Here is a 23,065-nt window from a genome sequence, read left to right as displayed (position 1 = left end):
GCCAGTCGATTGCTCAATTCTACAGTGAAGGATGTGCACCTTCAAGTGTTTGTGATCCGTTCATCTCGCTCAGGCGAAACCTCCCCATGGAACAACGCTTACAGGAGAGATTCCACCAGCTCTATGCCCAGCCCGAGGCCTCTTCAGCCGGAAGGTAGAGGGGGCCAGCAGGATGGTACCCTCTCAATGAAGCCTCCGGAGGCACATCGATGAAGGTGATCGTCGATCTCTGCGTTGTTCCGATTGGGGTCGGCGTCAACCTGGCGACTTACATCGCTGCGTGTGAGCGGGTGCTGCTGCACGCCGGCCTCAAGATCCAGCTGCACCCCAACGGGACCGCGATCGAGGGCGAGTGGGGACCGGTGTTTGCTGCGATCGAGGCCTGTCATCAGGCGGTGCATGCCATGGGCTGTCCCCGCATCTACACCACCGTGAAGGTCAACACCCGCACCGATCGGGACCAGACGCTGGAGGAGAAGGTGGCCAGCGTTGAGGCATTGCTCCAACAACCGCAGGAACCGGGCCAATGAGAAGGGCGCCCCGAGTCGAGCGCCCTTGGGCCGGTTGCAGGGAACTGGTTGGAACCGCCCTGGTCGTGGCCTCTGATTCATTAATAGATCCGTCGGCCCGCCTTGTCAGTACGGCAAGCCGATCACAGCCACAGGGCATCAACTCCAAAGAGGCTCTGCTCATCACTGGCGGCCGCTCAACCCAAGAAGGGCACACCGCACCTCGTCTACCGAAAACCCTTCCACGGCGATCCATCTGCGCCGGCTGCTCTGGCCAGGCACCAGTGCCACCCTGCTGGCAGCGACGCCAGTCATTCATCCCATCTCGCTGACTGCTTTGGATTCCATCGACATGCCGCGACGTTGAGGGCATGGGGATGATCGGCAGCGGTTGAGGCTGCCGCTCCATCTCGCCTTGCGACCGCAAAAAAGCCGGCGCCATCGGTGCAGGGCCGGCCAGGGAAAAGGGCGATCGTGGTGGCCTCAACCCTGCGCCAGAAGGGCGAGATCGGCGATCTGCTGGAGGATGGCATCTCCGCTGAACGCCTCCACGATCAGACCGATCGTGAACCCCAGCATCGCGATGCGTCCGTTGAGACGCTCTGCACGTCTGAGCTCATCGTCTCGGATCTGCTTGGCGGCCGTGTTCTGGAACCAAGTGTCGCTGGCTTGAGTGGCTCGCGCCATGGGAAACCCTTGTGAGTGCAACGAAGCATTACGAATGTCGCCGACTAGTTGACGTAAGAAGCGATACCCAGCCCTGATCTGGGCACAAACTCTGGCCTCGTGCAGGTGGGCGGTCTGCCTGTCAGAGGTCACCTCCGCTCCGGCTTTCGATGCGTTCCTCCACCGCTTCCCACACCACCCGGTAGGCCAGGCTCTGGGCGTCGCTGATGGCCTCAGCAGCAGGGTGCATCCAGGCCACCTGGCAGGCCAACGCCTCGAAATCATCCGGGACCACCGTCAGACCCAGAAGCTCCAGCGCCGTCGCCACATCTGGTGGATCGGGAACCATCGACCATCTCCTCATAGGTCCGCTCAGCAAGTCCGCCGCTGCTGATCCTTGCGGCGATGGTCGTTCCTCAGGCCGCCACTGGGACATCAGCCGCGCCGCCGCTCTCCAGTTCTTCCCACACCCGCCGGTAGGCCGCAGTCTGCACGGCGCTCCATGGCTGGGAGGCCGGGTGGCAGCGCGCCACAAGCCGCGCCAGGTCCTGCCGGCTTCTGGGTTTGGTGTTCAGGCCCAGGGCAGCCAGGGCTGCCCGGTGTTCCGTTGACGATCCCATGGCTGTCATCAATCGACCGGTGATCCCTGATGGTCGCGACTGCCGCCACCTCTGCAAGAGGGGACGCGGTTGGCGGTGGGGATGCTCATGGACGGCGTTCCCCACTGTCAAGTGGGTCAACGATCAGCGGCACTCCTTCTCCTGACGGGACACTTCAGATGACCAGGGGCCGCAGTTGACCCAGCGCACCATCCCCACCTCCACGTCGGTGAACAGCACAAGACCGCCGAGGAAGAGAAGCGCGACCGCCGTGCCTGAGAGGAGGTTTCCAACTGTCATGTGACCAGCGTTCAGCTCGAACCATTGTGCTGCTGCAGCGTTCCGTCACCCAAGCTCCCCCTGCTGAGGCAGCAGGAGAGCGCCTTTCTCATGCCATGGGGCCAAGTCTGCGACTCACGAACCAGCATGGTGTATTTAGCTACGGACAGATCAACGCCGAACCATTACCGATGAAGCCTATGGTGGAGTTGCGGATCAATTTTGCCGCTTCTCCCAATCCCTCCGAATGTCCAGAGCCACCACCAACCCTGCCCGCGAACAAGCCCTTCGGGACTCCCTGCTCGTCCGTTTTGCCTCCGCTGCCGCAGCTGGCAACATCGACATGAAAAAGGCCCTCAACCGCGAAGCCACCTACCTGGGCATTCAGCTCAACAAGATCGACGGCTCGACGCCTGCCATCCACTGAGGCTGGAAACAGGCTGAAGACAACCTTTGCAGACGCCGGCTGGAGACTTGTGTTCCATGCCATCCACCACTTGAACAAGTTCGGTCGGGAGTGAATCCTCAAGCCTTGTGGACTGGCCTACAACACCGCCGATGCCGTAGCAATCCAACCAATACAGGGAGGAGAAGGTCAGATTGATAAGTAGGTAGGGTGCCCTGACTCCCACCTGCTCAGGACTCTCCCCTTGTGGGCAGCCATCGCGGAAAACAAGCCAGTCAGGGACATCGCGGTGAATTTCATCAGACCTCAAGCCTTCATAGGCACCGTAGTCCCACTCTCGCAAATCCGGCTCGATTGACATATCCCTGGCCAGGCCGGCCAGATCGCAGGTGCGTTGGGCCCGCTTCAGAGGGCTGACGAGCACGAGGTCGAACTGCCGATTTGCCAGGAGAGGGGCAAGCGCACTCGCTTCCAACTCGGCCCTAGCTGTCAATGGGAGGTCAGTGTTGCCTGTGTGACGTCCGGTGAGGCTCCAGTCCGTTTCACCATGCCGGATCAGCAGCACCTCTCCATCAGAACGTGAACGCGTTGACATGCCTGGGGTCCTCGTTGTTTGGGGGTGGCAACTGAGCGGATAAGGCGCCTGCTTCCGTATACCTTAAGAGTTATCATTGATTCTGTACTGATCGGCTTAATCAGCTTCCGGGTCAGTTAGGTAAAATTGCGGCAACCGCCTGGGCTGGATCTCGAGTTTTGGCACTTACTGGAAGACCTATTGCAAAGAATAAGCCATAACGATCTAGCAAGTGATGAGCATCAATGTTGCTTTGATTGCCGCTTCCAGCTCCACTAAGAACAAGGAATGGGTACGGGATCTGGAGAGGCTCAAGACCAAGAAGGAGAGCCCGTTGAAGTTCGGTCTTCGAGTTAAATTCGGTGCAGGTAAAAACATTGGTTAGATTCGCTCAGTGGTCACTATCGCTGTCAACGAGCATGATCATGCTCCGCTAAATAAGCCCCATGGCCTGATTGGTCGGACTTGAGGCAATCAGCCGATGTGGCTATCGGTGCTGCTGCCGAGAGTAACTGCTCGGCGAGAGCATCGGGATCGGCAATCGCATCAATCCCTGGCCCTGCGTTACCGAGCAAAGTTGGATGGGAGCATAGATTGTCGAGAAGTCTGACCAGAAAGGTGTCATGGTCTTCCACCAACATGGGCGCCATCCTGCCCTTTCGGCCACCAATACTCCACAGTAGGCCGCCGGTCCGGTCCGTGATCAGCACCGCCGGCCGCTGCGGCAGACGTTCCTGAATCATTGCAGGATCGGCACTGGAAAAGAAGGCTTCCGCTTCATCGACCCCGCACCGGATGAATTGAGCGGACTGGGCCAAGGGGCGGAAGCGACGGAGTACCTCCGACGTCGGCGCTGCGTTGCCAGCGAGCCCCCAGCGATCAGGTCTCCAATCCACATCAAGGGCGATGGATACACCCCCGGGGAGTGCGCGCTCAAAGATCATCCTCAGAACCTGAGTTTCTGTGGTGTTGATAAGTGCATTAGTGGACACCAGCAACCAAAACGAATCGGTGATCTCTGGAAGCAGTGCTTCTGTCAACGCTGCAGGGGTCTCGGAAACCGTGGTTTCGCTTAGGGATTGAGAGAAGTCAAAGACACTGGTGACATCATGAAGCTGAGGTGTAGTGCTTGGCATCATAAAAGAGGTTCTGGAGGGCTGAATCGTAAAGTACTGAGATTGATTGCATGCACATGAGCATATGTCCGTCAAGGCATTGGCTTATGCATGCTCAACTGGTTTGAAGTCTCTATGTTTGATAGGGTATTCTGGAGAGACAAGTTCTGGGATTAACTCTGATCTTGAGCCATGGCATGAAGGCGCTCGGCCACATCCTGGAAAACCTTGTCGCTCTGCTGAAGGATAGAGGCCCAGGTCTCTTGGCTGGATTGTTGAAGTTGATCCAGATGTTTTACGGCCTGATCACGTGCCTCGGTGAGATCCGAAAGACGTTCATCGGTTTGGCTGCGCAAACTTGCGGTTACATTCTGAAGCCCCTCCTGCAACTGCTCGATCTGCCTCGACCAAGCCTCAATCTGGGCCTTCTTTTTGTCCAGGATTGCTTTCCGGAGCCGTTCGTCAACCTGGCTTTGGCCTACGTGATTCTTGGTGGTCGTCTGACTCATCATGTTAATCTCCTGCGTTTAAGTCACGGATGCGCTCGGCCACAAGGCTCGAACAGATTTCCTACAAACTGCAGAGGGATTGTGAACTGGCAGTGCCAGATCAGTAAAATCCTGAACAAGAATTCGGGAAGACAGAACAGCACAAAGCATGATGCACTGAAGGCTCGCTTCAAGCCTTTTGCTGTGCACTGACTTGGCGCATGACTCGCCTGAGCGAACCGCATCCGATACATTCAATATATCACAAGTTCCACGTTTGTCAACATCATGGCTCTGCATCTCTAGCGATCCAGGCAGCCGGAAACGCCCACATCCGTTGATCTCACTCGTTTCAGAGGGCATTCCGAGCTGATTCAAGACTGCTCTCTGGCACGCAGACAGTCCCGAGAGGCCTGTCGTTGCCCTGGAATCCTGCCTATGATTCTTCACAGCTCTTGCCAGCCTGTGCCGCTATGTCTGCAGAGCATTTCAGTTACATTCTTTTCATTGTTCGGTCTCAGACGAGCGGTTCCTATCGTCTCCAAAGCCAGGGCACTCTCCGCAACGGCCAAAGGGTATAGGGCCCAGCGGACAACTTCATTGTTTGCGAATTTGCAACCCTCCAGTCTTCTACCAGCCCTACCAGAGACATGCTGGCGCATGTGGAACATCTGAATAACTACTGCACTGGCAGGGCCGATCACCTGGTTCGACAGCATGGCTGGTCACCGGAGTGGGCCTGAGACTTCAGGCCACTGGGCCATTTCACTCGGTATGGAAGGCATGATGAACCATGATCGCACTGGGCGGCCCGAGCCCGCGCAGCTTCTGAAGCCGCAGTATGAAGGGATAATCCGAAGCCAACAACCAGACCCAGTGCCGATGCATAACAGTTTCTTCGCCGATTCTCTTGACCAGGCCACCGTCAGAAGCAGGATCCTTGGCCTTGAGCAGGGCTTCGTGGGCTTTTACAGCATCGGTCTCTACCCTGCTTCCCTGGCCTACAACAGCGCCATGCATGGTGGCGGAGACCGCTTGCTGCTGGCGCCTCGGCCGGGTCGTTCGCTGTTCGGGGCCTTTTCATCGTCGGACCTGTCTGGTATGGACCCGGCCCACATGGCCACCATGGAACGTATGTCGCGGCACAAGCGTGATGGCTGCCTGCAGGAGTACACCCTGCGCGACCTCATCGAGCTCTGCGATCTGGTGGTGCTGACCGCGAACAGCAACCACATGGAGCAGGACCTTCTTGAAGCCTGTGAGCTCCGCCAAGACCTGAATCGTGAGCAGGTGGTGCTGGCCTGCTTGGCGGGATCCTTCAGCCACGACGCTTTACGCAACGAGTCCTACGTGCTTTGCGAGCGCCAGCCCAACCTGGGGTTCTTCTCCGGTTTTCATCGCCATGGCGCCCTACGGGATCCTGTGGACAGTTTCACGGCCAACTTCTGCCATCCCAATGCGATCACGGCCTTGCTTGGCGCTCGACTGCTTGACCAGCTATCGCCAAACATCCAGGTTTCCCCGGGAGTTCACAATGTGGAAGCTCAGTACATCAAATCTGCCAAGAATATTTCTTCGATATTTGCAGGCTTTGGCTATGACTACCACGCTGAAAACACTGGCATCTTGCCCACTCTACTGACCCTTTTGCTGGACCAATGTCTAGACCAGGCCTCTTCGGTGTCAATGCGTCGGAAAGACCGCCAACGGCTCTACGGTCGCCAACCATTTCCTCTTACCGAGCTGGGCTATGGAGTCCAACGGATCGAAGCCACCTTGAGCCGCGGCGGCGATATGGAGAAGGTACGCGACCACACCTTCACCCAGCTCACGGCCATAGTGGCCGATGTGCGTGGCAGCATGATGCTGCCGGTTTGTGGCAGACCCACCCGCAACTTCCAGGCTGGCCAGATCCTGGCGGAGGGCATGCGCAGGCTGGGACGTTGCCCTCATGATGTCGATGATTTCGAGCAGTGGTGTGAACAAGCCGGTGTCAAGAAGGGTGGCCTTGAAGGCCTCAAGGCCCTGCGTTACTGGCCTCAGATTCTGACCAATTACAATATCCAGGCTCATGACGCCTCAATGGTAAATCTCCTCTACATGGCGATCTTCGGGAAGAGCAACACTAAGGCAGTCGCTTTCAAGGTGATGACCGAGAGTCGCCAGCTTTCAAACTACTGCCAGGAATCAGTCCGCCCTTCCCACAGTCGTCGCTACTCAGAAGCTCTACAGAACCTGGATCGGCCAGAGGCCCTGAAGCTCCTGGCTAATGCCGTGATAGCCGACAACGCCAGGCAGGCTGTTCCCGATGACAGCAACCAGGACGATGCTGGCGCCAACAAGGATTCTCCTGCCTATTTAAGAGTCATGAATATGATTGAGAATGTCTGGTAGGCTTTCTATTGGCTCTTGCATTCTTCACGATATTTATGCAAAAGCAGGCCCCGTCGATCTTCGACAGAACTTAGTCAGCCAACCCAAATCATCAACTCGATGCTTGCCTCAGCAGCACGGATCAGCACACACTGGCAAATAGGGCATCTGTGATGTTGGACAGCACCCACCTCCACCCGGCCTGCCGCCACCTGACTCAGCCGTTCATAGGCTCGCGCTCCTGCTCCTCGATCTGGGCCTGGCTGAGCAGAGAGCGATGGGCACCCTGTTCGGGCCATTGCACCATCACGGCTTCAATACCGCGGCCCTTGAGGACCTTGCGTACCGAAGCTGTCTTCACCGGCAGGGAATAGGTGAATCGCATGCGGTGATCACTCAAGAAGCAGCGGACAGGTGCAGGCAGGGTTCCGTTCCAGGCACGGACACCAATGGCAGCTGGATCACAGTCGCCGCTTACTTGGCACGGTTTTGTCAATGGCATTGCATTGAAGGTGTGACCAGGCTTTTCAGAGGAGATCACCTGTTGCCCTGGAGTTCCCTCCCGATCGACGCTGCTAATCAGTCCGATCACGGAGCGATCAGCTCAGTGATGGAAAGCACGGCTTCTGAGACAGTTTTTCCGCAAACTCCTAAAGACGGGCCAGACCCCGCTCCTGCAGTTCCGCCAGCTCGGCGTAGAGGCCACCGGCCGCCCGCAGCTCCCGGTGGGTGCCCTGCTCGATCAGCCGGCCCCGGCGCAGCACCAGGATGCGATCGGCCGCTTCCACGGTGGCCAGGCGGTGGGCAATGACGATGGCGGTGCGGCCACTGAGCAGCCGCTCCAGATCGCGTTGAAGTGTGGCCTCTGTTGAGGGGTCCATGAAGGCCGTGGCCTCATCCATCACCAGCACCGAGGGATCCCGCATCGCCACACGAGCCACCGACAGCAGCTGGCGCTCGCCCGAGGAGAGATTTCCGCCACGCTCACGCAGTTCTGTGGCTAGCCCGTCGGGCAGGCGACGCAGCAGAGGATCGAGACCCAGCTCGGAGCAGATCCGCTCCAGATCGTCCTGGGTGATGGGAGCATCCAGGCGCAGGTTGTCGGCCACGTTGCCGCTGAACAGGAACGTGTCCTGAAGGACCACTCCCAAGCGCTGGCGCAGGGTGGCGCTGGGCAGCTCGCGGATGTCGATGCCATCGAGCAAGATCCTGCCGCTCTGGGGTTCGTAGAGCCTGCAGAGCAGGCGGATGATCGTGGTCTTGCCGGAGCCGGTGGGACCCACCAGGGCCACTTGCTCCCCCGGGGCGATGCGGAAGCTCAGCTCGCTGAGGATCGGATCACCGGGACGGTAGGCAAAGCTCACCCGCTCGAAGATCACTTCGCCGGCACTGGCGCGTAGCAGTCCCGAGCGTTGGGCCGCGCTGCTGCGCAGGGTGTCGTCGAGGTCAGAGATCTCGATCGGCTGCTCCATCAGCTCCCCGATGCGCTCCACCGCCGTGAGCCCGCCCTGGATCTGGGTGAAGCGCTCCGCCAACTGGCGCAGGGGATCGAACAGACGCTGGGAAAAGAGGATGAAGGTGGTGAGGGTGCCGAGGCCGATGCTGCCGGCGATCACCATCCAGCCCCCCAGGGCCAGCACCACGGCCACGGCGGTGAGGGCTACCCATTCGATAAACGCCGACACGGCGCTTTCATAGAAGATCGTGCCGGTGACCGCTCGGCGGTAGGCGTTGGTGGTGACGGCGAAGCGGGAACTATTGGTGGCCTCTCGCCGGAACATCTGCACCACCTCCAGCCCCTGGAGGTTCTCCTGCAGATCGGCGTTGAGCTGACTCAGCTCCTCACGCACTCGGTAGTTGGCCTTGCGGTAGCGGCCCTGCAGCCAGAGGATCACCAGTGTGGCCGGCACCTGGCTGGCCAGTAGCAGGGCACCGAGACGCGGCTCAATGCTGATCATCGTCACGCCGATCACCAGAAGGGTGACCAGATCGGCCAGCACCCCCACGGCGCCGCTGCCGAACACTTCGGCCAGGGCATCCACATCGCTGGTGAGGCGGGTGAGCAGCTTGCCCACCGGGGTGCGGTCGTGGAAGCGCAGGGATAGGGCGAGGGCGTGGCGAAAGAGGTCGTCGCGGATGCGGGCCGTGAGCCGCTGCCCCACCGCCTGAACGCTGTAGGACTGAGCACCCTGCAGGGCCAGCCGCAGCAGCACCGCGCCGAAGAGGATCAGCACCAGCGTGCGCATCGCCTGCGACACGCTCTGCCCCGCCAGCCAGGCGGCGGTGGGCTCGCCGCGCAGCACAGCAATCGCCTGGCCGATCAACAGCGGCTGGATCGCGGCGGCCAGGGCCACCGGGATCAGCAGCAGCACCACCAGGATCAGGCGGCGGCGGTCATGGCGGAGGTAAGGCAGCAGCCGACTGAGCCGCTGGCGGTCGAGGGCAGCCATCAGCGCTGGGAGGAGGCACTGGCAGACGGGGCGGCTGCGGCGATGGAGGTGGCGACCCTGTCGATGATTCCTTGAAGCTCGCCGAGATCGAAACGTAGGGCCAGGGGATTGCCGATCAGGCGGGCCGTGCTGTGGAACAACTCATCAAGGGCCACCAGGCCGTTTTCGCGCAGGGTGCGGCCGGTGGCCACCAGGTCAACGATCGCCTCCGACATGCCGGTGATCGGACCGAGCTCCACCGAGCCGGTGAGATGGATCAGTTCCACAGGCAGATCGAGCCCAGCGAAGAAGGTTTCTGCGCAGCGAACGAACTTGCTGGCCACCCGGCAATGGGCGGGCAGCTCCGCCGCCCGGGTGTAGCCACTGTTCTCTTTCACGGCCACAGCCATGCGGCAGCCGCCGAAGCCCAGATCCAGAAGCGGCGCCACCGGCAACTGGTGCTCGCGCAGCACGTCGTCGCCCACCACCCCCAGCTGGGCCTGACCATAGGCCACATAGACGGGCACATCGCCATTGCGCACCAGCAGAGCCCGGGCCCTGCCGCAGGGACTGGGCACCATCAGCTGGCGATTGTCGGCATCGAGCAGGGCGCTGAAATCAAGCCCGGCGGCGGCAAAGCAGCGCACCGAATCCTTCAGCAGGGCCCCTTTGGCCAGAGCGACGGTGATCATGGACTTGCACCGCAACCTGGACTTTACCGATGGGCGAGAGCCACAGCGAAGTGGAGCTGATCCCGGTGCTGCGCGACAACTATGTGATGGTGCTCCACGACGGGGCGCAGGCGGTGGTGGTGGATCCGGCCGTTGCCGAACCAGTGGTCCAGTGGCTGGAGCAGCGGGGGCTGGAGCTGGTGGCGGTGCTGCAGACCCACCACCATTCCGACCACATCGGCGGAACCCCGGGGCTGCTGCGGCGCTGGCCGGCCGCAGCGGTGCTGGCCTCAGGCGCCGACCGGGCCCGCATCCCCTTCCAGACCGTGGCCCTGCGGGACGGCGACCGGCTGGAGCTGCTGGGGCGTTGCGTGAACGTGCTGGCGGTGCCCGGGCACACCCGCTGGCACCTGGCCTTCTATCTGCCGCCGCTGCTCGGCGGCCAGGGAGAGCTGTTCTGCGGCGACACCCTGTTTGCCGGAGGCTGCGGTCGCCTGTTCGAAGGCAGTCCCACGGAGATGCACCAGTCGCTGCAACGGCTGGGGGCCCTGCCCGGAGACACCCGCGTCTGGTGCGCCCACGAGTACACCCTCTCCAACCTGCGCTGGGCGGCGGCCAACTGCCAGGCACCGGGGGAGGAGCGGCAGGCGATTCAGGAGCGGCTGGCGGCGGTGGAAGAGCTGCGGCGAGTGAATCAGCCCACCATCCCCAGCACCATCGCTCTGGAGTGGGCCACGAACCTGATGCTCAGGGCCAGCGATGCAGAAGCGTTCGCCAGCCGTCGCCGCAGCAAGGACCACTGGCAAGGCTGATCAGGCCGCTCCGGTGCGGTGGGCCTCCGACGGCCTCAGGCTCTGGCCTGTGGGGAAGAGCCGCGCGGGCTCGCCGGGCCGCAACCAGGGTCGGCAGCGCAGACCGAGGGGATAGTCGCGTTCCAGGGGCAGGCGAAAGCGGAGGTCAACCGGGGCAGCGGAGCCCTGGGCATCGAGACGCACCTGGTAGAGCCACTCACGGCCGAGGAACTCCCGCGCCACCACCTCGGCGGGGCCGCCCTGGTCGACGCTCAGATCAAAAGCCGACGGACTCAGCAGCACCTGCCAGGGGCCCGCTCCATCACCGCTGGGGATAGATCCACCCGGCTCAAGGTGAAGGGCACCGAGGGGCGTGAGCAGCTGGTCGCCGCTCCAGTGGGCCTCGACGAGGTTTCCCTGCAGCACGAAGCGGCCCACGAAGGCGGAGGCGGGGGCCCTCACCATTTCGCGCGGACTGCTGCACTGGTGCAGGTGCCCCCCCTGCAGCACCGCCACCCGGTCGCAGATGGCCAGGGCCTCCTCCGGGTCGTGGGTGACGATCAGGCCACTGGCCTGGCAGCGGCTGAGCACCCCAGGCAGCTCGGCCCGCAGCCTCAGCCGCACCTCCACATCCAGGTTGGAGAACGGCTCATCGAGCAGGAGCAGCGTTGGCCCCGGGGCGAGGGCCCGCGCCAGCGCCAGACGCTGGCGCTGGCCACCCGAGAGTTCATGGGGGTAGCGGCGCTCCAGCCCATTGAGCCCCAGCAGCTCCAGCAGCCAGGCGGCCCGGCTGCGGTCCTGGCGGGGCTTGAGGCCGAAACAGACGTTGCTCCAGGCATCGAGATGGGGAAAGAGGGCGTAGTCCTGGAAGACCATGCCCACCCCACGACGCTCCGGCGCCAGCCAGCCGTGGGGGCCGGCCACTTCCTGGCCATGGATCAGCACCCGTCCGCGGGCCGGACGCTCGAAACCTGCGATCAGGCGCAGCAAGGTGGTCTTGCCGCAGCCGGAGGGTCCCAGCAGCCCCACCAGTTCCCCCTGATGCAGTTCCAGGTTCACCCCCTGCAGGGTCCAGTTCTGTGATTCGTCGCCGTCTCTGGACCCGCGGGCACTGGGGTAGCGGTGCCAGACGTTCTCCAGCCGGACCGGATCGGGCCGCTCATCCGGCCGAGGCGCGACGGTCACAGGCAGCGGGGCTGGGGTAGGTGGGGCGATGGAGCCTGGTTCGTACACTCGATTCTCCATTTTCACCTGCCATGGGCATGGGCACTCCCGCCGAGGCGATCACCACGGCCGCTGCACCGGCACCGGTGGGTCCCTACAACCAGGCGGTCAAGGCGGGGGGTCTGCTCTTCTGCTCCGGCCAGATCGCCCTGGATCCAGCCACTGGCGCCCTGGTGGGTGCCGGGGATGTGGAGGCCGAAACCAGGCAGGTGCTCGCGAACCTGCAGGCGGTGCTGGCGGCGGCGGGCTGCACCGCCCAGCACGTGGTGCGCACCACGGTCTTCCTCACCGACCTGGCCGACTTCGCCCGGGTCAATGCCCTCTACGCGGAGGTGTTCTCGGCAGGGGTCTCGCCGGCCAGGGCCTGCGTTCAGGTGGCGGCGCTGCCGAAGGGGGCCCTCGTCGAGATCGACTGCATCGCCCTTCTTGGCTGAGGGCTGGTGGCCAGCGGCCCAGCCGTCCCCCTTGCCTCCTGGAGAACAGCACGCACGCTTTGAGATGCGTGACTTGTGATGAAGGTGACAGTCAACAGCTGTCACAGCCGTCACCATGAGGAGGTTGTCGATGTGCGGGCCATGGCGTTCTCTTCCTTCCGTACCGTCTCTGCTGGCAAGCAGGCCAATGGGGTGCGGCTGTACCGCCTGGTCGACCAGCGTTGCTGCCCTCATCCCGTTCTCGACGACCACTTCGATTCGATGGATGCCGCCTGGGACGCCGCCCAGGAGTGGTGGCAACAGCACAGCAACGGCCGCGAAGACCCGATCGGTATCGGCGTGGAAGTGAGCACTCCCGGTGGTGACTGGCGCACCCTGCGCTACCCCGGCAACCACTGCGGCATGACGCCCTGAGTCCCCTCAGATCGAGCTGAGCAGACAGGCAGCTCAGGGGTCGCCTCGAGCCAATGACGTCGGCCGGGAGCCGCTAGCCACTTAGCCTCAGGTCAGGAAGGCCCTGAGAGCGAGCTGCCGTCGATGCGCCTGCTTCACACCTCCGACTGGCACCTGGGCCGCAGTTTCCACGGGGCCTCTCTGCTCCAGGAGCAGGCGGAGGTGCTAGCTCGGATCGTGGCGCTGGCCAGGGACGGGGTTGTCGATGCTGTCCTGATCGCCGGTGACCTTTACGACCGGGCGATCCCGCCGGCAGAGGCGGTGCTGTTGTTCAACGACACCCTGGCCCAGCTGCGCCAGAGCGGTGCCGCGGTGGTGGCGATCGCGGGCAACCACGATTCCCATGTGCGGGTGTCGGTGTACGACCCGCTGCTGGCCTCCTTCGGGGTGACGATCCGGGGCGACGTGCGCCGGGCCCATGAGCCGGTGCTGGTGAGCCCGCGGCTGGGGGGTGCGCCGGTGGCGATCTACCCCCTGCCCTACCTTGAGCCGGCCGTGGATGGCCCAGGCCTGGCCTGGGCCCTGGAGCAGGAAGCGGCCGTGGTGCCGCCGACCCGCCTGCGACACGACGAGGTGACCCGACTGGCACTGGAGCGGATCCGGCGGGATCTTCAGCAGCGGCCGCATCACCGCTCGGTGCTGGTGGCCCACACTTTCGTCGCAGGTGGGGAGAGCTCCGAGTCGGAGCGGGAGCTCACCGTCGGCAATGTCGATCGGGTGAGCGTTGAGGCCTTTACCGGCTTCGACTATGTGGCCCTGGGCCATCTGCACGGCTCCCAGCAGCTGGATGGCCCCCGGCTGGCCTACTCCGGCACCCCCCTGCCCTACTCCTTCTCCGAGCAGCACCACACCAAATCAGTGCGGATCGTGGAGCTCAACGCCGCAGGTCAGCCAACAGTGGAGATCGTGCCGCTGCAGGTGGGGCGTTCGCTGGCCACGATCGAAGGCTGCATTGAGCAGCTGTGCCGTGATCCGCAGTTCGAGGCCGCCGTTGAAGCGCGGGTGCGGGTGATCCTCACCGACGAGGTGCTGCCTCTGCAGGCCATGGCCCGCCTGCGAGAGCGCTTTCCCCATGTGGCCGAGCTGCGCCATCGCCCGCCGGAGCTGCTGCGCTCCACGGCCAGCGAGCGCCACCAGCAGGTGCAACAGGCCGCCTCGCCTTTCGAGCTCACCTCGGCCTTCTTCGCGGACCAGCAGGGGCGCAGCGCCAACTCGGCCGAGGCCGAGCTGCTGCGGCAGGCGCTTGAGGCGGCCGCCAGGGGAGGGGAGCGGTGAAGCCCCACCTGCTCAGAATCGAGGCCTTCGGGCCGTATGCCGAGCCGGTTGAGATCGGCTTCGACGTCCTCAGCCAGGAGGGACTGTTCCTGATCCACGGCAGCACCGGTGCCGGCAAGACCTTCCTGCTCGATGCCCTCTGCTTCGCGCTTTATGGCGAGGTGTCGGGAGATCGAAGCGTGAAGGCGTTGAAATCCGATCACGCCGAACCTGCGGCGGTGCCGCGGGTGAGTCTGGAGTTCTCCAGTGGCGGGGCCCGCTACCGGGTGGAGCGATCCCCCGCCTACACCGCCCCCAAGACCCGGGGTGAGGGAACCACCGAGAAGGCACCGCAGGCGGTCCTGTTCCGACTGGTCAGCGCTGGGTGGGAGCCGATCGCGAGCCGCACCACGGAGGTCAGCCGCGAGGTTCAGGGGCTGGTGGGCCTCGATGCCGCCCAGTTCCGGCAGGTGATCCTGCTGCCCCAGGGCAAGTTCGCCGAGGTGCTGCGGGCCAGGGCCGAGGAGCGGGAGGCACTGCTGAAAACCCTTTTCGACACGGTGATCTACGAGCAGGCGGGCAGCTGGCTGGAGGAGCGCGCCAAGTTCTCCCGCATCGAGGTGGCCGAGCAGAACCGGTCCCTGGAGGTGATGCGCCAGCAGGCCGCCCATGAGTGGACCCCCTTCGCCCCGGAGCCCGTGGTGGCGCCCAACGATCAGGAGGGCCTCGAGCGGCTGGTGGAGCAGATCGCTGCGGTGGTGGCGGGCACCCAGAGCAGCTTGAAGCAGGCCGTCGCAACCCTTGAATCCGCTCAGACAGCCAAGGCAGCGGTCGAGAAACTTGCCGACCGCTGGGATCGGCGCAGGGCAGCTCTCACACGGCTCACGGAACTGGAGGCGAAACAGGAGGCGGTAGCCGACTTCCGCCAGCGGCTGAGCAGGGCGGAGCGGGCCGAGGCCCTGCGCCCCAGCGTGGACGCCGAGCAGGCGGCCCGTGTCGCCCTGAGCACCCTTGAGGCCGGGATCAAGGCCGAGCTGCAGAGCGCAATCCGGGCCCGGGACACCGCCGATGCCCTGCCGGTTTCGCTGGTCCTCCTCGATCTGACGGCGCTGCCCAGCCCCGAGGAGCTGGGCAGCGCACGCAACGATCTGGCGGCCCGTCGAGCGGAGCTCACCGCCCTGGCCAGCCAAGCCCTGGAGGCGGGCCAGGCACAGGCCAGGGCGGCCGCCGCCGCTGCACGGGCCAGGGCAGCGGACCTACGGTTGAGCAGCAGCAGCGCCGCCAGGGAGAGCCGGCAGCAGGCGCGGCAGGCAGCAGGCGCGGCCTTCACCAAAGCCTGCTCGGCCCGTGACCAGCTCGACGGGTTGCAACGGGCGGCGCAGGACGCCCACGATTGCGCCCGGGCCGTTGCGGCCATCACCCCTGCCCTGCACCAGGAAAAGATCGCCATCGCGACGAAGGCCAAGGCCGATGGACGGCTCAACCAGGCGCAGGCGGCCCTGAACGATCAGCGGCGGCGTCAGATCGCCGGAATGGCAGCCCGGCTTGCCGGGGGCCTGGTGCCAGAAGCCCCCTGCCCGGTCTGCGGTTCGGCGCACCATCCAGCACCCGCCCAGCCCTCGCAGGATGCCATCAGCGAGGAGGCGATCACAGCGGCGGAGAGCGAGCTGAGCGCGGCCACCACGGCGGCTCAGCAGGCTGCGGTGGCTGTGGAGAAAGCGCAGGGAGAGCGGAAGGCAGTGCTGGAGAGAGCCGGCACTGCCGCCAGTGATCCTGTGGCGGCGGACACAGCTGCCCGGCAGGCCAGCCAAGCCCTGACCGCGGCGCAGGCCCTGGCTGAGACGGTGGCCAGCCTGGAGCAGGAGATCAGCAATCACGAGCGGGAGCTCGAGGCTCTCCAGGCCAGCATTCAGTCGGCCAGCACGGAGCTGGCGATGCAGGCCAGGGCGGCCACGGACGAAACCAACCGGGCGCAGGCGCTCTCCACCGCCATCACCAGGGAACTTGGGGAGGGTGTCGATCCCAAGCAGGCGCTGAAGAGCATCGAACCCCTGGAGGCGGCGCTGAAAGCTCTGGCGGCACGCTGCCACGCCAGCGCCAGTGCCTCGACCCGGTTGGAGCAGGCCTCAAGCCGCCTGGCGAGGGACCTGGCCGGATCGGAGTTTGCCGATGGCCAGGCCGTAGTGGCCGCCCTCAAGCCGGAGACCATGCGCCAGCTCTGGGCGCAACGGATCAAGGCCTTCGAGACGGAGGTGATTGAGCTGAGGGGACTCCTGGCTTCGGCGGACCTGGCCGACCTGCCCCAGGAGCGACCCGACACCGCAGCTGCCCTTGAGGCGGTGCTCGCCGCCGATGCCGCCCGAACGGCAGCCGTGGAGCGCCACAGCGAAGCCCGCGGAGCACAGACGGAGATCCAGCGACTCACCTCTGAGCACAGCAGCGGGGCCGGCGAGCTGGCGTCCCGGCGGGAGCAGGCGCAGTTGTTCAGTGCCGTGGCCGATCGCTGCTCGGGCAGGACCGCTCCCTTCATCTCCCTCCAGCGCTGGGTGCTCTCGGCCTACCTGGGCGACATCTGCCGCTACGCCAACCAGCGGCTGGAGCTGATGACCTCTGGCCGCTACCAACTGCGGCTCACCGATGAGGGGGGCCGCGGCGGCCGACAGGCGGGCCTGGGACTGCGGGTGCTTGATGCCTACACCGGCGAGGAGCGGGAGGTGAGCAGCCTCTCGGGCGGTGAAACCTTCCAGGCCTCCCTGGCTCTGGCCCTTGGCGTGGCCGACACGGTCGAGGCACACTCAGGCGGTGTGCATCTCGAGGCCCTTTTCGTCGACGAGGGCTTCGGTACCCTCGATCCCGACAACCTCCAACTGGCGATGGACGAACTCGACCGGCTGCGGGCGGGCGGCCGCATGGTCGGCATCATCAGCCACGTGGGGGGGCTCAAGGAGCGCATCCGCTACGGCATCGAGGTGCTCTCCAGCGATCAGGGCTCGCGAGTGCAGATGGGGACGCCCACCCTGACCTGACCCAGGCCAACCGAGCTTCGCAGAAGTCTCGCGATCACTGGGAGATCGACAGGTAGATTCTCCCCAGCGGGGCGTGGCGCAGCTTGGTAGCGCGGGTGCTTTGGGAGCACTAGGTCGCAGGTTCGAATCCTGTCGCCCCGACTTACCTTTCAGGGATTGGCTCGATTTGCTTGTCCCCAAAGCCGTCCCCAAAACAGCTGGGACGTGCGTGGGTCAGATCACATTGAAAATTCCGGTGTAATCAAGACCCCCCCTGAGGGCCAGGATTTCAGTGGAGAGTTCGGCGCTGATCTCCATCCGCTCAGCTGCAGCATGCACCGACAGGCCCTGCAGGACGGTGAGCCGCAGGGCAGTGGTATTGGATGCCGGCAGCTGATCCAACAGCTGCTCCAGCGCCAGCCACTCGCTGGCAGGGCCACAAGCAGACTCGTGCTGAGAAGCAGTCAGCTTGGTCAAGTAGGCAGGGCTCAGCGCAGCGGCAGCGGGGAGCGGAGCCCACTGAAGCCTCATGCGCATGCCCCTTCAGGGATTCAGGCGCTCTTCCTGCCAGGCTCTTTCACGGTGCCAGCGACGGCGCTGGTGTGGATGATCTCTCAGCTCCAGCAACTCCACCTGCTCGAGACCGATATGCAGCACCTGTAAATGCTCAGGCGGCGGGGTGTTGTCCGCGAGCTCAGCCGGGAAAGACGCTGCGGCATCCAATGATGCTCCGGGTTCGGGCCAGCCCCAGAGCGCGCGGGCTGCCGGGGTGAGGCGTCGCCAATGGCGTTGCCGCTCGTCGAGCTCCACATCTGCGGGCAACGTCAGAACCGCACCGCGCAGGCGGAACTGACAGCGGGCTTTGGGCAGCAGCCAGCACAGCTCGACGGCGGGCTGCTGCAGGAGCTCGGCAGGTTTGGCGCTACGTCCGTCGGTGAGCAGATCCAACGCAGCGACATCAGCCCAGCCCCGGAACACCAGGGTTCGCACCCGTGGGGTGCCATCAGCGGCGACGGTGGCGAGCTGCAACCAGCGGGCTGCTGGTGAGCGGCCTTCTCGTTCGCGGGCAGCCCGCAAAAGGGGCCGCCATGGCGGCAGCGTCGTCACGCCGTCTGCGATTGGCGGCGGTTTAGGGCAAAGGCCAGAGCGGCGATAGCCGCCAGGCCCAGGGCGCCAGCGGCGGCCAGAAACACCAGCGTTTGCAGGGCCAGCAGGAACAATCCCAGCGCGGAAGCCGCCTTGATCTGGATCCGAGCTTTGATCAGCATGGTGAGCAGCAGCAGCACCGTGGCTTGCAGGCCGGCGATCTTGGCGGCCGTGAGAGGACAGAGCGGGCTGAGTAGCAACATCGAAGACAAGCAGTGGACCGATCCTGGCGAGGGTGCCGCCCCGTCGCTCCGGCCGCCGGTAGGAAAGGGAGCCCTGCGGCAAGTCATGTCAGGTGACAGCGCCTGTGGAGCCGAGGGAACAGAGCTGCTGCCGAATCGGTCCTGGGAGGCTGGCCCTGTCCGGCGGTTTCCTGGTGCTCGGGCCGATTGGTCTGCTGGTGCGCTGAATACTCAAGGGCGAGAGTCGTGGAAGCCGAGTACTTGACCTGCAGCCTTCTCCAGGCTCTCTGAGCGGAGTGGCCCCGCCTTCCTCCCCTGAGTTCGCTCAGAATGCGTCACAGGGGCCGATCAGCCGCAAGCCCAAGCCAGCCAGCCCCAACCTGCCCTCAAGCCTCAGCCGTGGCATTCACAGCCGCAGCTCGCATGGCAGGGCTCCCCGTTGGGGTGCCCCTTGGCGCAGACGACACTGCAGAACAGCAAGGCGCCGACGCGGAAGGGGCTGTCCGGTTTCACCGTGCAGTGACAGCCCGGGCAGGCGCATTGCAGCGTTGCTGGCTTTTCCAGGGTTGTGGTCATGACCTCTCCCTGCCCACGTCGTCTGCATCCACCCTGATGCCCCCTGCCCCAAGGGGGATCAGGTTCGCAGCAGAATCAAACAATGCGCTGCGAGGGGCCAGCCATGAAAAGGATCGTGCTGCTGGCCGGCTTCGAGGCGTTTAACGCCGGCCTCTACCGCCAGGCGGCCAAACGGGCGATGGCCCAGTGCCCGCAGCTCTCGATCACGGTGTTCAGCGACCGTGACCTGAGCGATCGGCCGGCTGAGGTGGCGGCCGCGCTGGAGAGCGCCGATGCCTTTTTCGCCAGCCTGATCTTCGATTTCGACCAGGTGGAGTGGCTGCGCCAGCACGCCGCGGCGATTCCGATCCGGCTGGTGTTCGAGTCAGCGATCGAGCTGATGGAGCTCACACGGTTCGGACGGTTCACGATCGGTGGCAGCAGCGCCGGCATGCCCAAGCCGATCCAGGCGCTGCTGGCCAAATTCGGCAGCGGACGGGAGGAGGACAAGCTGGCCGGCTACATCGGCTTCCTCAAGGTGGGGCCGAAGCTGCTGCGCTTCCTGCCCTTCCGCAAGGCCCAGGACCTGCGCCACTGGCTCATCCTCTACGGCTACTGGAACGCCGGTGGCAGCGAGAACGTGGCTGCCCTGTTCCTCTACCTGGCCCGCCACGGCCTCGGCCTCAGGCCCGGGGCGATCCCGGCTCCAAGGGAATCGCCCAATCTCGGCCTGCTCCATCCCGATCACGCCGGCTTCTTCCTCTCACCACGGGAGTACCTGGCCTGGTTCCAACAAACGCGGCCCCAGAGCGCCGCGGGGCAGGGCAACTGGCCGGTGGTGGGGTTGCTGCTCTACCGCAAGCACGTGATCACGGACCAGGCATACATCCCCCAACTGATCCGGGCCTTCGAGGCCGCTGAACTGGTACCTCTGCCGGTGTTCATCAACGGCGTGGAGGGGCACATGGCCGTACGCGACTGGATGACCAGCGCCACGGAACTGGCCGCCGACCAGGCGGAGCCGGCCAGCGGCGCCCGCCGGGAAGCGGTGGCCGTGGATGCCATCGTCTCCACGATCGGTTTCCCCCTGGTGGGCGGCCCGGCCGGTTCGATGGAGGCGGGCCGCCGCGAGGAGGTGGCGCAGCGCATCCTGCGAGCCAAAAACGTTCCGTATCTGGTCTCTGCGCCGCTCCTCATTCAGGACCTGCACTCCTGGACCCGCCAGGGTATCGGCGGACTGCAGAGCGTGGTGCTGTTTGCTCTGCCCGAAATGGACGGCGCCATTGATCCCGTGCCCCTGGGGGGGCTGGTGGGCGATCGGATCTATCTGATACCCGATCGACTGCGGCGGCTCACCGGGCGCCTGAAGGCCTGGATCGTCCTGCGCCGCAAACCTGAATCCGAGCGTCGGCTGGCGATCGTGCTCTACGGCTTCCCGCCAGGCTATGGCGCCACCGGCACCGCCGCCCTGCTCAACGTGCCTGACTCCCTGATGGCCGTTTTGAAGGCGCTGGAGGCTGAGGGCTACGACGTGGGCTCCCTGCCGGCAAGTGGCGAAGGACTAATCCGCCAAGTCAAGGACGCCGACGACGCCTGGATCGCCCGCATTCCCGAAGGGCAGCGCTTTGAAGACACCGAGAGCGTGACCGTGACGGCCGACACGCTGCGCCAGTGGCTGGGACCGCTGCACACCGCTCGTATCGAAAAGCAGTGGGGGCCATTGACGTCCACCGGTATCCGCACCCTCGGGGATCGCTTCCTCCTGGGCGGTGTGCGGCTCGGGAACGTGTGGATCGGGGTTCAGCCGCCCTTGGGGGTGGCGGGCGATCCGATGCGCCTGATGTACGAGCGGGATCTCACCCCCCACCCCCAGTACGCCGCCTTCTACGGCTGGCTGCGGCACGGATTCAAGGCCGACGCGGTGCTGCACTTCGGCATGCACGGCACGGTGGAGTGGCTGCCCGGCTCGCCCCTGGGAAACACGGGCTACTCCTGGCCCGACCTGCTGGTGGGTCACCTGCCGCATTTGTACGTCTATGCGGCGAACAACCCGTCCGAGTCGATGCTGGCCAAACGGCGCGGCTACGGCGTGATCGTCTCCCACAACGTGCCGCCCTACGGCCGCGCAGGCCTCTACCGGGATCTGATCGCCCTGCGGGATCTGATCGCCGAATACCGGGAGGATCCCGAACGCAACGAAGCCCTGCGGGAGGGCATCCTCAAGCAGGTGAGTGACAGTGGCCTCGATGCCGATTGCCCCGCACCCGACAACGCCCCCACCGACCAAGGTGCCTTCAACGCCTGGGTCGTGCGGCTCAGCGGCTATCTGCAGCTGCTGGAGAGCCGCCTGTTCTCCAGCGGCCTTCACACGCTCGGCCGGCCGCCGGATCAGGAGCAGCGGCTCGGCTATCTCAAGGCCTACATGGGCGAGGCCCTCGAACCGGAGCTGCTGGAAGCGATCAGCCGGCTGACCCCGGCCGCTGATGAGCCGACGTTGCGCGCCCAGGCGGCGGAGCTCGAGCACCTCCATCCCGGCTTGTCAGCTGAGCAATCCCAGCGCCTGATCGATGCCCTGAGGGTCTGCCAGCTGCTGGAGCGCAGCACCGAGGAGATCGACCATCTGCTCGATGGCCTGGGGGGCGAATACATCCCCCCTGCCCCCGGCGGTGACCTGCTGCGCGACGGTCCCGGCGTGCTGCCCACCGGCCGCAACATTCACGCCCTGGACCCCTACCGCATGCCCTCACCTGGGGCGATGGCCCGGGGCCGGGCCATCGCCCTGCGCATCCTCGAGAAGCACCGGGCCGAGAATGACGGCGCCTGGCCCGAAACCGTGGCGGTGATGCTCTGGGGCCTCGATGCGATCAAGACCCGCGGCGAATCGCTGGCGATCCTGCTGGAGCTGGTGGGGGCCGAACCGGTGAAGGAGGGCACTGGCCGGATCGTGCGCTACGACCTCAAGCCACTCGACACCCTCGACCACCCGCGCATCGATGTGCTGGTCAACCTGTCGGGGATCTTCCGCGACAGCTTCGTGAATATCGTCGAGTTGCTGGATGACCTGTTCCGCCGCGCCGCCACAGCAGACGAACCGGAGGAGGGCAACGCCATCCGCCGCCATGCCCGGGCGCTGGAAGCCCATGGGATCGAAAACCCCACGGCCCGCCTGTTCTCCAACCCCGCCGGTGACTTCGGCTCGCTGGTGAACGATCGGGTCACCGATGCCAACTGGGAGAGCGGTGAAGAGCTCGCGGGCACCTGGCAGGACCGCAACGTGTTCAGCTACGGCCGCGCCGACAAGGGTCAGGCCCGCCCCCAGGTGCTGGCCGCTCTGCTGCGCAGCACTGACCGGGTGGTGCAGCAGATCGACTCGGTGGAGTACGGCCTCACCGACATCCAGGAGTATTACGCCAACACCGGCGGCCTCAAGCGCGCCGCCGAGGTGGCCCGGCGGGACTCCAATCCGGACGGCCGTGTGGCGGCCAGCTTCGTGGAATCCTTCTCGCGCGACACCACCCCTCGTGACCTGGAGGAACTGCTGCGCCTGGAGTACCGCACCAAGCTGCTCAATCCCCGGTGGGCTCAGTCGATGGCGGCGATGGGATCAGGCGGGGCCTACGAGATCTCCCAGCGGATGACGGCCCTGATCGGCTGGGGAGGGACCTCCGGCTTCCGTGACCCCTGGGTCTACGACCAGGCCGCCGACACTTACGCCCTCGATGCGGCTATGGCGCAGCGGCTGCGGGAAGCCAACCCAGAAGCCTTCCGCAACGTCGTGGGCCGCATGCTGGAGGCGAGCAGCCGCGGTCTGTGGAACGCCCCGGCCGAGAAGCTCGACAAGCTTCGCAATCTCTACGACCTCACCGACGCCGAGCTGGAGGGGGTGCCCGTGGCGGCCGGTCCCTAGTGGCG

General features: G+C 64.7%; 24 protein-coding genes and 1 tRNA gene. 11 read left to right on the top strand and 14 right to left on the bottom strand.

What is annotated here, in order from left to right; translation table 11 throughout:
• Positions 1–209 precede the first annotated feature (209 nt).
• Positions 210–530, top strand: coding sequence for an MTH1187 family thiamine-binding protein (locus tag WH5701_RS05385; protein WP_006171024.1), 321 nt, complete (start codon positions 210–212; stop codon positions 528–530).
• A gap of 462 nt (positions 531–992) precedes the next feature.
• On the opposite strand, the gene WH5701_RS05380 is transcribed toward WH5701_RS05385, so the two are convergent.
• The 4 genes from WH5701_RS05380 to WH5701_RS17990 all read right to left on the bottom strand — a co-directional run bounded on the left by WH5701_RS05380 (position 993) and on the right by WH5701_RS17990 (position 2,074).
• Positions 993–1,196, bottom strand: coding sequence for a chlorophyll a/b-binding protein (locus tag WH5701_RS05380; RefSeq protein WP_006171023.1), 204 nt, complete (start codon positions 1,194–1,196; stop codon positions 993–995).
• A gap of 121 nt (positions 1,197–1,317) precedes the next feature.
• On the bottom strand, positions 1,318–1,524 hold the full coding sequence (locus WH5701_RS05375) for a hypothetical protein (RefSeq protein ID WP_006171022.1): 207 nt from the start codon (positions 1,522–1,524) through the stop codon (positions 1,318–1,320).
• 67 nt (positions 1,525–1,591) lie between these two features.
• Positions 1,592–1,795 carry a hypothetical protein gene (locus WH5701_RS05370; protein WP_006171021.1) on the bottom strand — a complete coding sequence of 68 codons (204 nt, stop codon included), beginning with the start codon at positions 1,793–1,795 and terminating at the stop codon, positions 1,592–1,594.
• Positions 1,796–1,918: 123 nt separating this feature from the next.
• Positions 1,919–2,074, bottom strand: coding sequence for a hypothetical protein (locus tag WH5701_RS17990; protein ID WP_006171020.1), 156 nt, complete (start codon positions 2,072–2,074; stop codon positions 1,919–1,921).
• Positions 2,075–2,300: 226 nt separating this feature from the next.
• Between WH5701_RS17990 and WH5701_RS05365 the strand changes: the two genes are divergently transcribed.
• On the top strand, positions 2,301–2,480 hold the full coding sequence (locus tag WH5701_RS05365) for a hypothetical protein (RefSeq protein WP_006171019.1): 180 nt from the start codon (positions 2,301–2,303) through the stop codon (positions 2,478–2,480).
• On the opposite strand, the gene WH5701_RS16730 is transcribed toward WH5701_RS05365, so the two are convergent.
• Positions 2,443–3,054, bottom strand: a complete 612-nt coding sequence (locus tag WH5701_RS16730; protein WP_006171018.1) for a histidine phosphatase family protein — start codon at positions 3,052–3,054, stop codon at positions 2,443–2,445. The two genes, WH5701_RS05365 and WH5701_RS16730, sit on opposite strands and share 38 nt — an antisense overlap.
• Positions 3,055–3,443: 389 nt before the next feature.
• Positions 3,444–4,169 carry a fructokinase gene (locus WH5701_RS05360; RefSeq protein WP_156776564.1) on the bottom strand — a complete coding sequence of 242 codons (726 nt, stop codon included), beginning with the start codon at positions 4,167–4,169 and terminating at the stop codon, positions 3,444–3,446.
• A 176-nt stretch (positions 4,170–4,345) separates the two neighbouring features.
• Here WH5701_RS05360 and WH5701_RS17555 point away from each other — a divergent pair, with 176 nt between their 5' ends.
• Both WH5701_RS17555 and WH5701_RS05350 read left to right on the top strand, forming a co-directional pair.
• Positions 4,346–4,849 carry a hypothetical protein gene (locus WH5701_RS17555; RefSeq protein WP_156776563.1) on the top strand — a complete coding sequence of 168 codons (504 nt, stop codon included), beginning with the start codon at positions 4,346–4,348 and terminating at the stop codon, positions 4,847–4,849.
• A gap of 669 nt (positions 4,850–5,518) precedes the next feature.
• Positions 5,519–7,030 carry a hypothetical protein gene (locus tag WH5701_RS05350; RefSeq protein WP_037980415.1) on the top strand — a complete coding sequence of 504 codons (1,512 nt, stop codon included), beginning with the start codon at positions 5,519–5,521 and terminating at the stop codon, positions 7,028–7,030.
• A gap of 196 nt (positions 7,031–7,226) precedes the next feature.
• Here WH5701_RS05350 and WH5701_RS17550 read toward each other — a convergent pair whose 3' ends face one another.
• From WH5701_RS17550 to hisG, 3 genes are read right to left on the bottom strand one after another with little or no spacing between them, the layout of a single operon-like run.
• Entirely contained in the window at positions 7,227–7,601 is a 375-nt protein-coding gene (locus WH5701_RS17550; RefSeq protein WP_156776562.1) for a hypothetical protein, read from the bottom strand.
• Between the two features lie 58 nt (positions 7,602–7,659).
• Entirely contained in the window at positions 7,660–9,459 is a 1,800-nt protein-coding gene (locus WH5701_RS05345) for an ABC transporter ATP-binding protein (RefSeq protein WP_006171013.1), read from the bottom strand.
• Positions 9,459–10,130: an ATP phosphoribosyltransferase gene (hisG, locus tag WH5701_RS05340; protein WP_006171012.1), complete on the bottom strand. Its 672-nt coding sequence runs from the start codon at positions 10,128–10,130 to the stop codon at positions 9,459–9,461. The genes WH5701_RS05345 and hisG overlap by 1 nt, the downstream gene beginning before the upstream one ends.
• Before the next feature lie 29 nt (positions 10,131–10,159).
• On the opposite strand from hisG, the gene gloB reads away from it, so the two are divergent.
• Complete coding sequence (gloB, locus tag WH5701_RS05335; RefSeq protein ID WP_006171011.1) at positions 10,160–10,921, top strand: hydroxyacylglutathione hydrolase; 762 nt, start codon at positions 10,160–10,162, stop codon at positions 10,919–10,921.
• Here the strand turns inward: gloB and WH5701_RS05330 are convergent, their stop codons facing one another.
• On the bottom strand, positions 10,922–12,085 hold the full coding sequence (locus WH5701_RS05330) for an ABC transporter ATP-binding protein (RefSeq protein WP_006171010.1): 1,164 nt from the start codon (positions 12,083–12,085) through the stop codon (positions 10,922–10,924).
• A gap of 71 nt (positions 12,086–12,156) precedes the next feature.
• Here WH5701_RS05330 and WH5701_RS05325 point away from each other — a divergent pair, with 71 nt between their 5' ends.
• The 5 genes from WH5701_RS05325 to WH5701_RS05305 all read left to right on the top strand — a co-directional run bounded on the left by WH5701_RS05325 (position 12,157) and on the right by WH5701_RS05305 (position 17,432).
• Complete coding sequence (locus tag WH5701_RS05325) at positions 12,157–12,558, top strand: Rid family detoxifying hydrolase (protein WP_006171009.1); 402 nt, start codon at positions 12,157–12,159, stop codon at positions 12,556–12,558.
• 141 nt (positions 12,559–12,699) lie between these two features.
• Positions 12,700–12,972: a hypothetical protein gene (locus tag WH5701_RS05320; protein ID WP_050751454.1), complete on the top strand. Its 273-nt coding sequence runs from the start codon at positions 12,700–12,702 to the stop codon at positions 12,970–12,972.
• 123 nt (positions 12,973–13,095) lie between these two features.
• A complete protein-coding gene (locus WH5701_RS05315) occupies positions 13,096–14,286 on the top strand; it encodes an exonuclease SbcCD subunit D (protein ID WP_006171007.1) in 1,191 nt (396 codons plus the stop codon).
• Positions 14,283–17,291 (top strand): AAA family ATPase, encoded by a 3,009-nt coding sequence (locus WH5701_RS05310; protein WP_006171006.1) that lies wholly within the window; start codon positions 14,283–14,285, stop codon positions 17,289–17,291. Before WH5701_RS05315 ends, WH5701_RS05310 begins: the two co-directional genes overlap by 4 nt.
• A 67-nt stretch (positions 17,292–17,358) precedes the next feature.
• Positions 17,359–17,432: transfer RNA gene (locus WH5701_RS05305), tRNA-Pro, on the top strand.
• A gap of 72 nt (positions 17,433–17,504) precedes the next feature.
• Here the strand turns inward: WH5701_RS05305 and WH5701_RS17985 are convergent.
• From WH5701_RS17985 to WH5701_RS16725, 4 genes are all read right to left on the bottom strand, one after another.
• A complete protein-coding gene (locus WH5701_RS17985) occupies positions 17,505–17,747 on the bottom strand; it encodes a hypothetical protein (RefSeq protein ID WP_198005136.1) in 243 nt (80 codons plus the stop codon).
• A 66-nt stretch (positions 17,748–17,813) separates the two neighbouring features.
• Positions 17,814–18,377 carry a pyridoxamine 5'-phosphate oxidase family protein gene (locus WH5701_RS05295; RefSeq protein WP_037979647.1) on the bottom strand — a complete coding sequence of 188 codons (564 nt, stop codon included), beginning with the start codon at positions 18,375–18,377 and terminating at the stop codon, positions 17,814–17,816.
• Complete coding sequence (locus WH5701_RS05290) at positions 18,374–18,619, bottom strand: hypothetical protein (RefSeq protein WP_006171003.1); 246 nt, start codon at positions 18,617–18,619, stop codon at positions 18,374–18,376. Before WH5701_RS05290 ends, WH5701_RS05295 begins: the two co-directional genes overlap by 4 nt.
• Before the next feature lie 372 nt (positions 18,620–18,991).
• Entirely contained in the window at positions 18,992–19,174 is a 183-nt protein-coding gene (locus WH5701_RS16725) for a conjugal transfer protein TrbI (protein WP_071934211.1), read from the bottom strand.
• A 103-nt stretch (positions 19,175–19,277) separates the two neighbouring features.
• Here WH5701_RS16725 and WH5701_RS05285 point away from each other — a divergent pair, with 103 nt between their 5' ends.
• Positions 19,278–23,060, top strand: coding sequence for a cobaltochelatase subunit CobN (locus tag WH5701_RS05285; RefSeq protein ID WP_006171001.1), 3,783 nt, complete (start codon positions 19,278–19,280; stop codon positions 23,058–23,060).
• Positions 23,061–23,065 lie beyond the last annotated feature (5 nt).

This window comes from Synechococcus sp. WH 5701 (assembly GCF_000153045.1).
In the GTDB taxonomy this organism is placed as follows: domain Bacteria; phylum Cyanobacteriota; class Cyanobacteriia; order PCC-6307; family Cyanobiaceae; genus Regnicoccus_A; species Regnicoccus_A antarcticus.
This window is presented reverse-complemented; position numbering and strand designations above follow the sequence as displayed.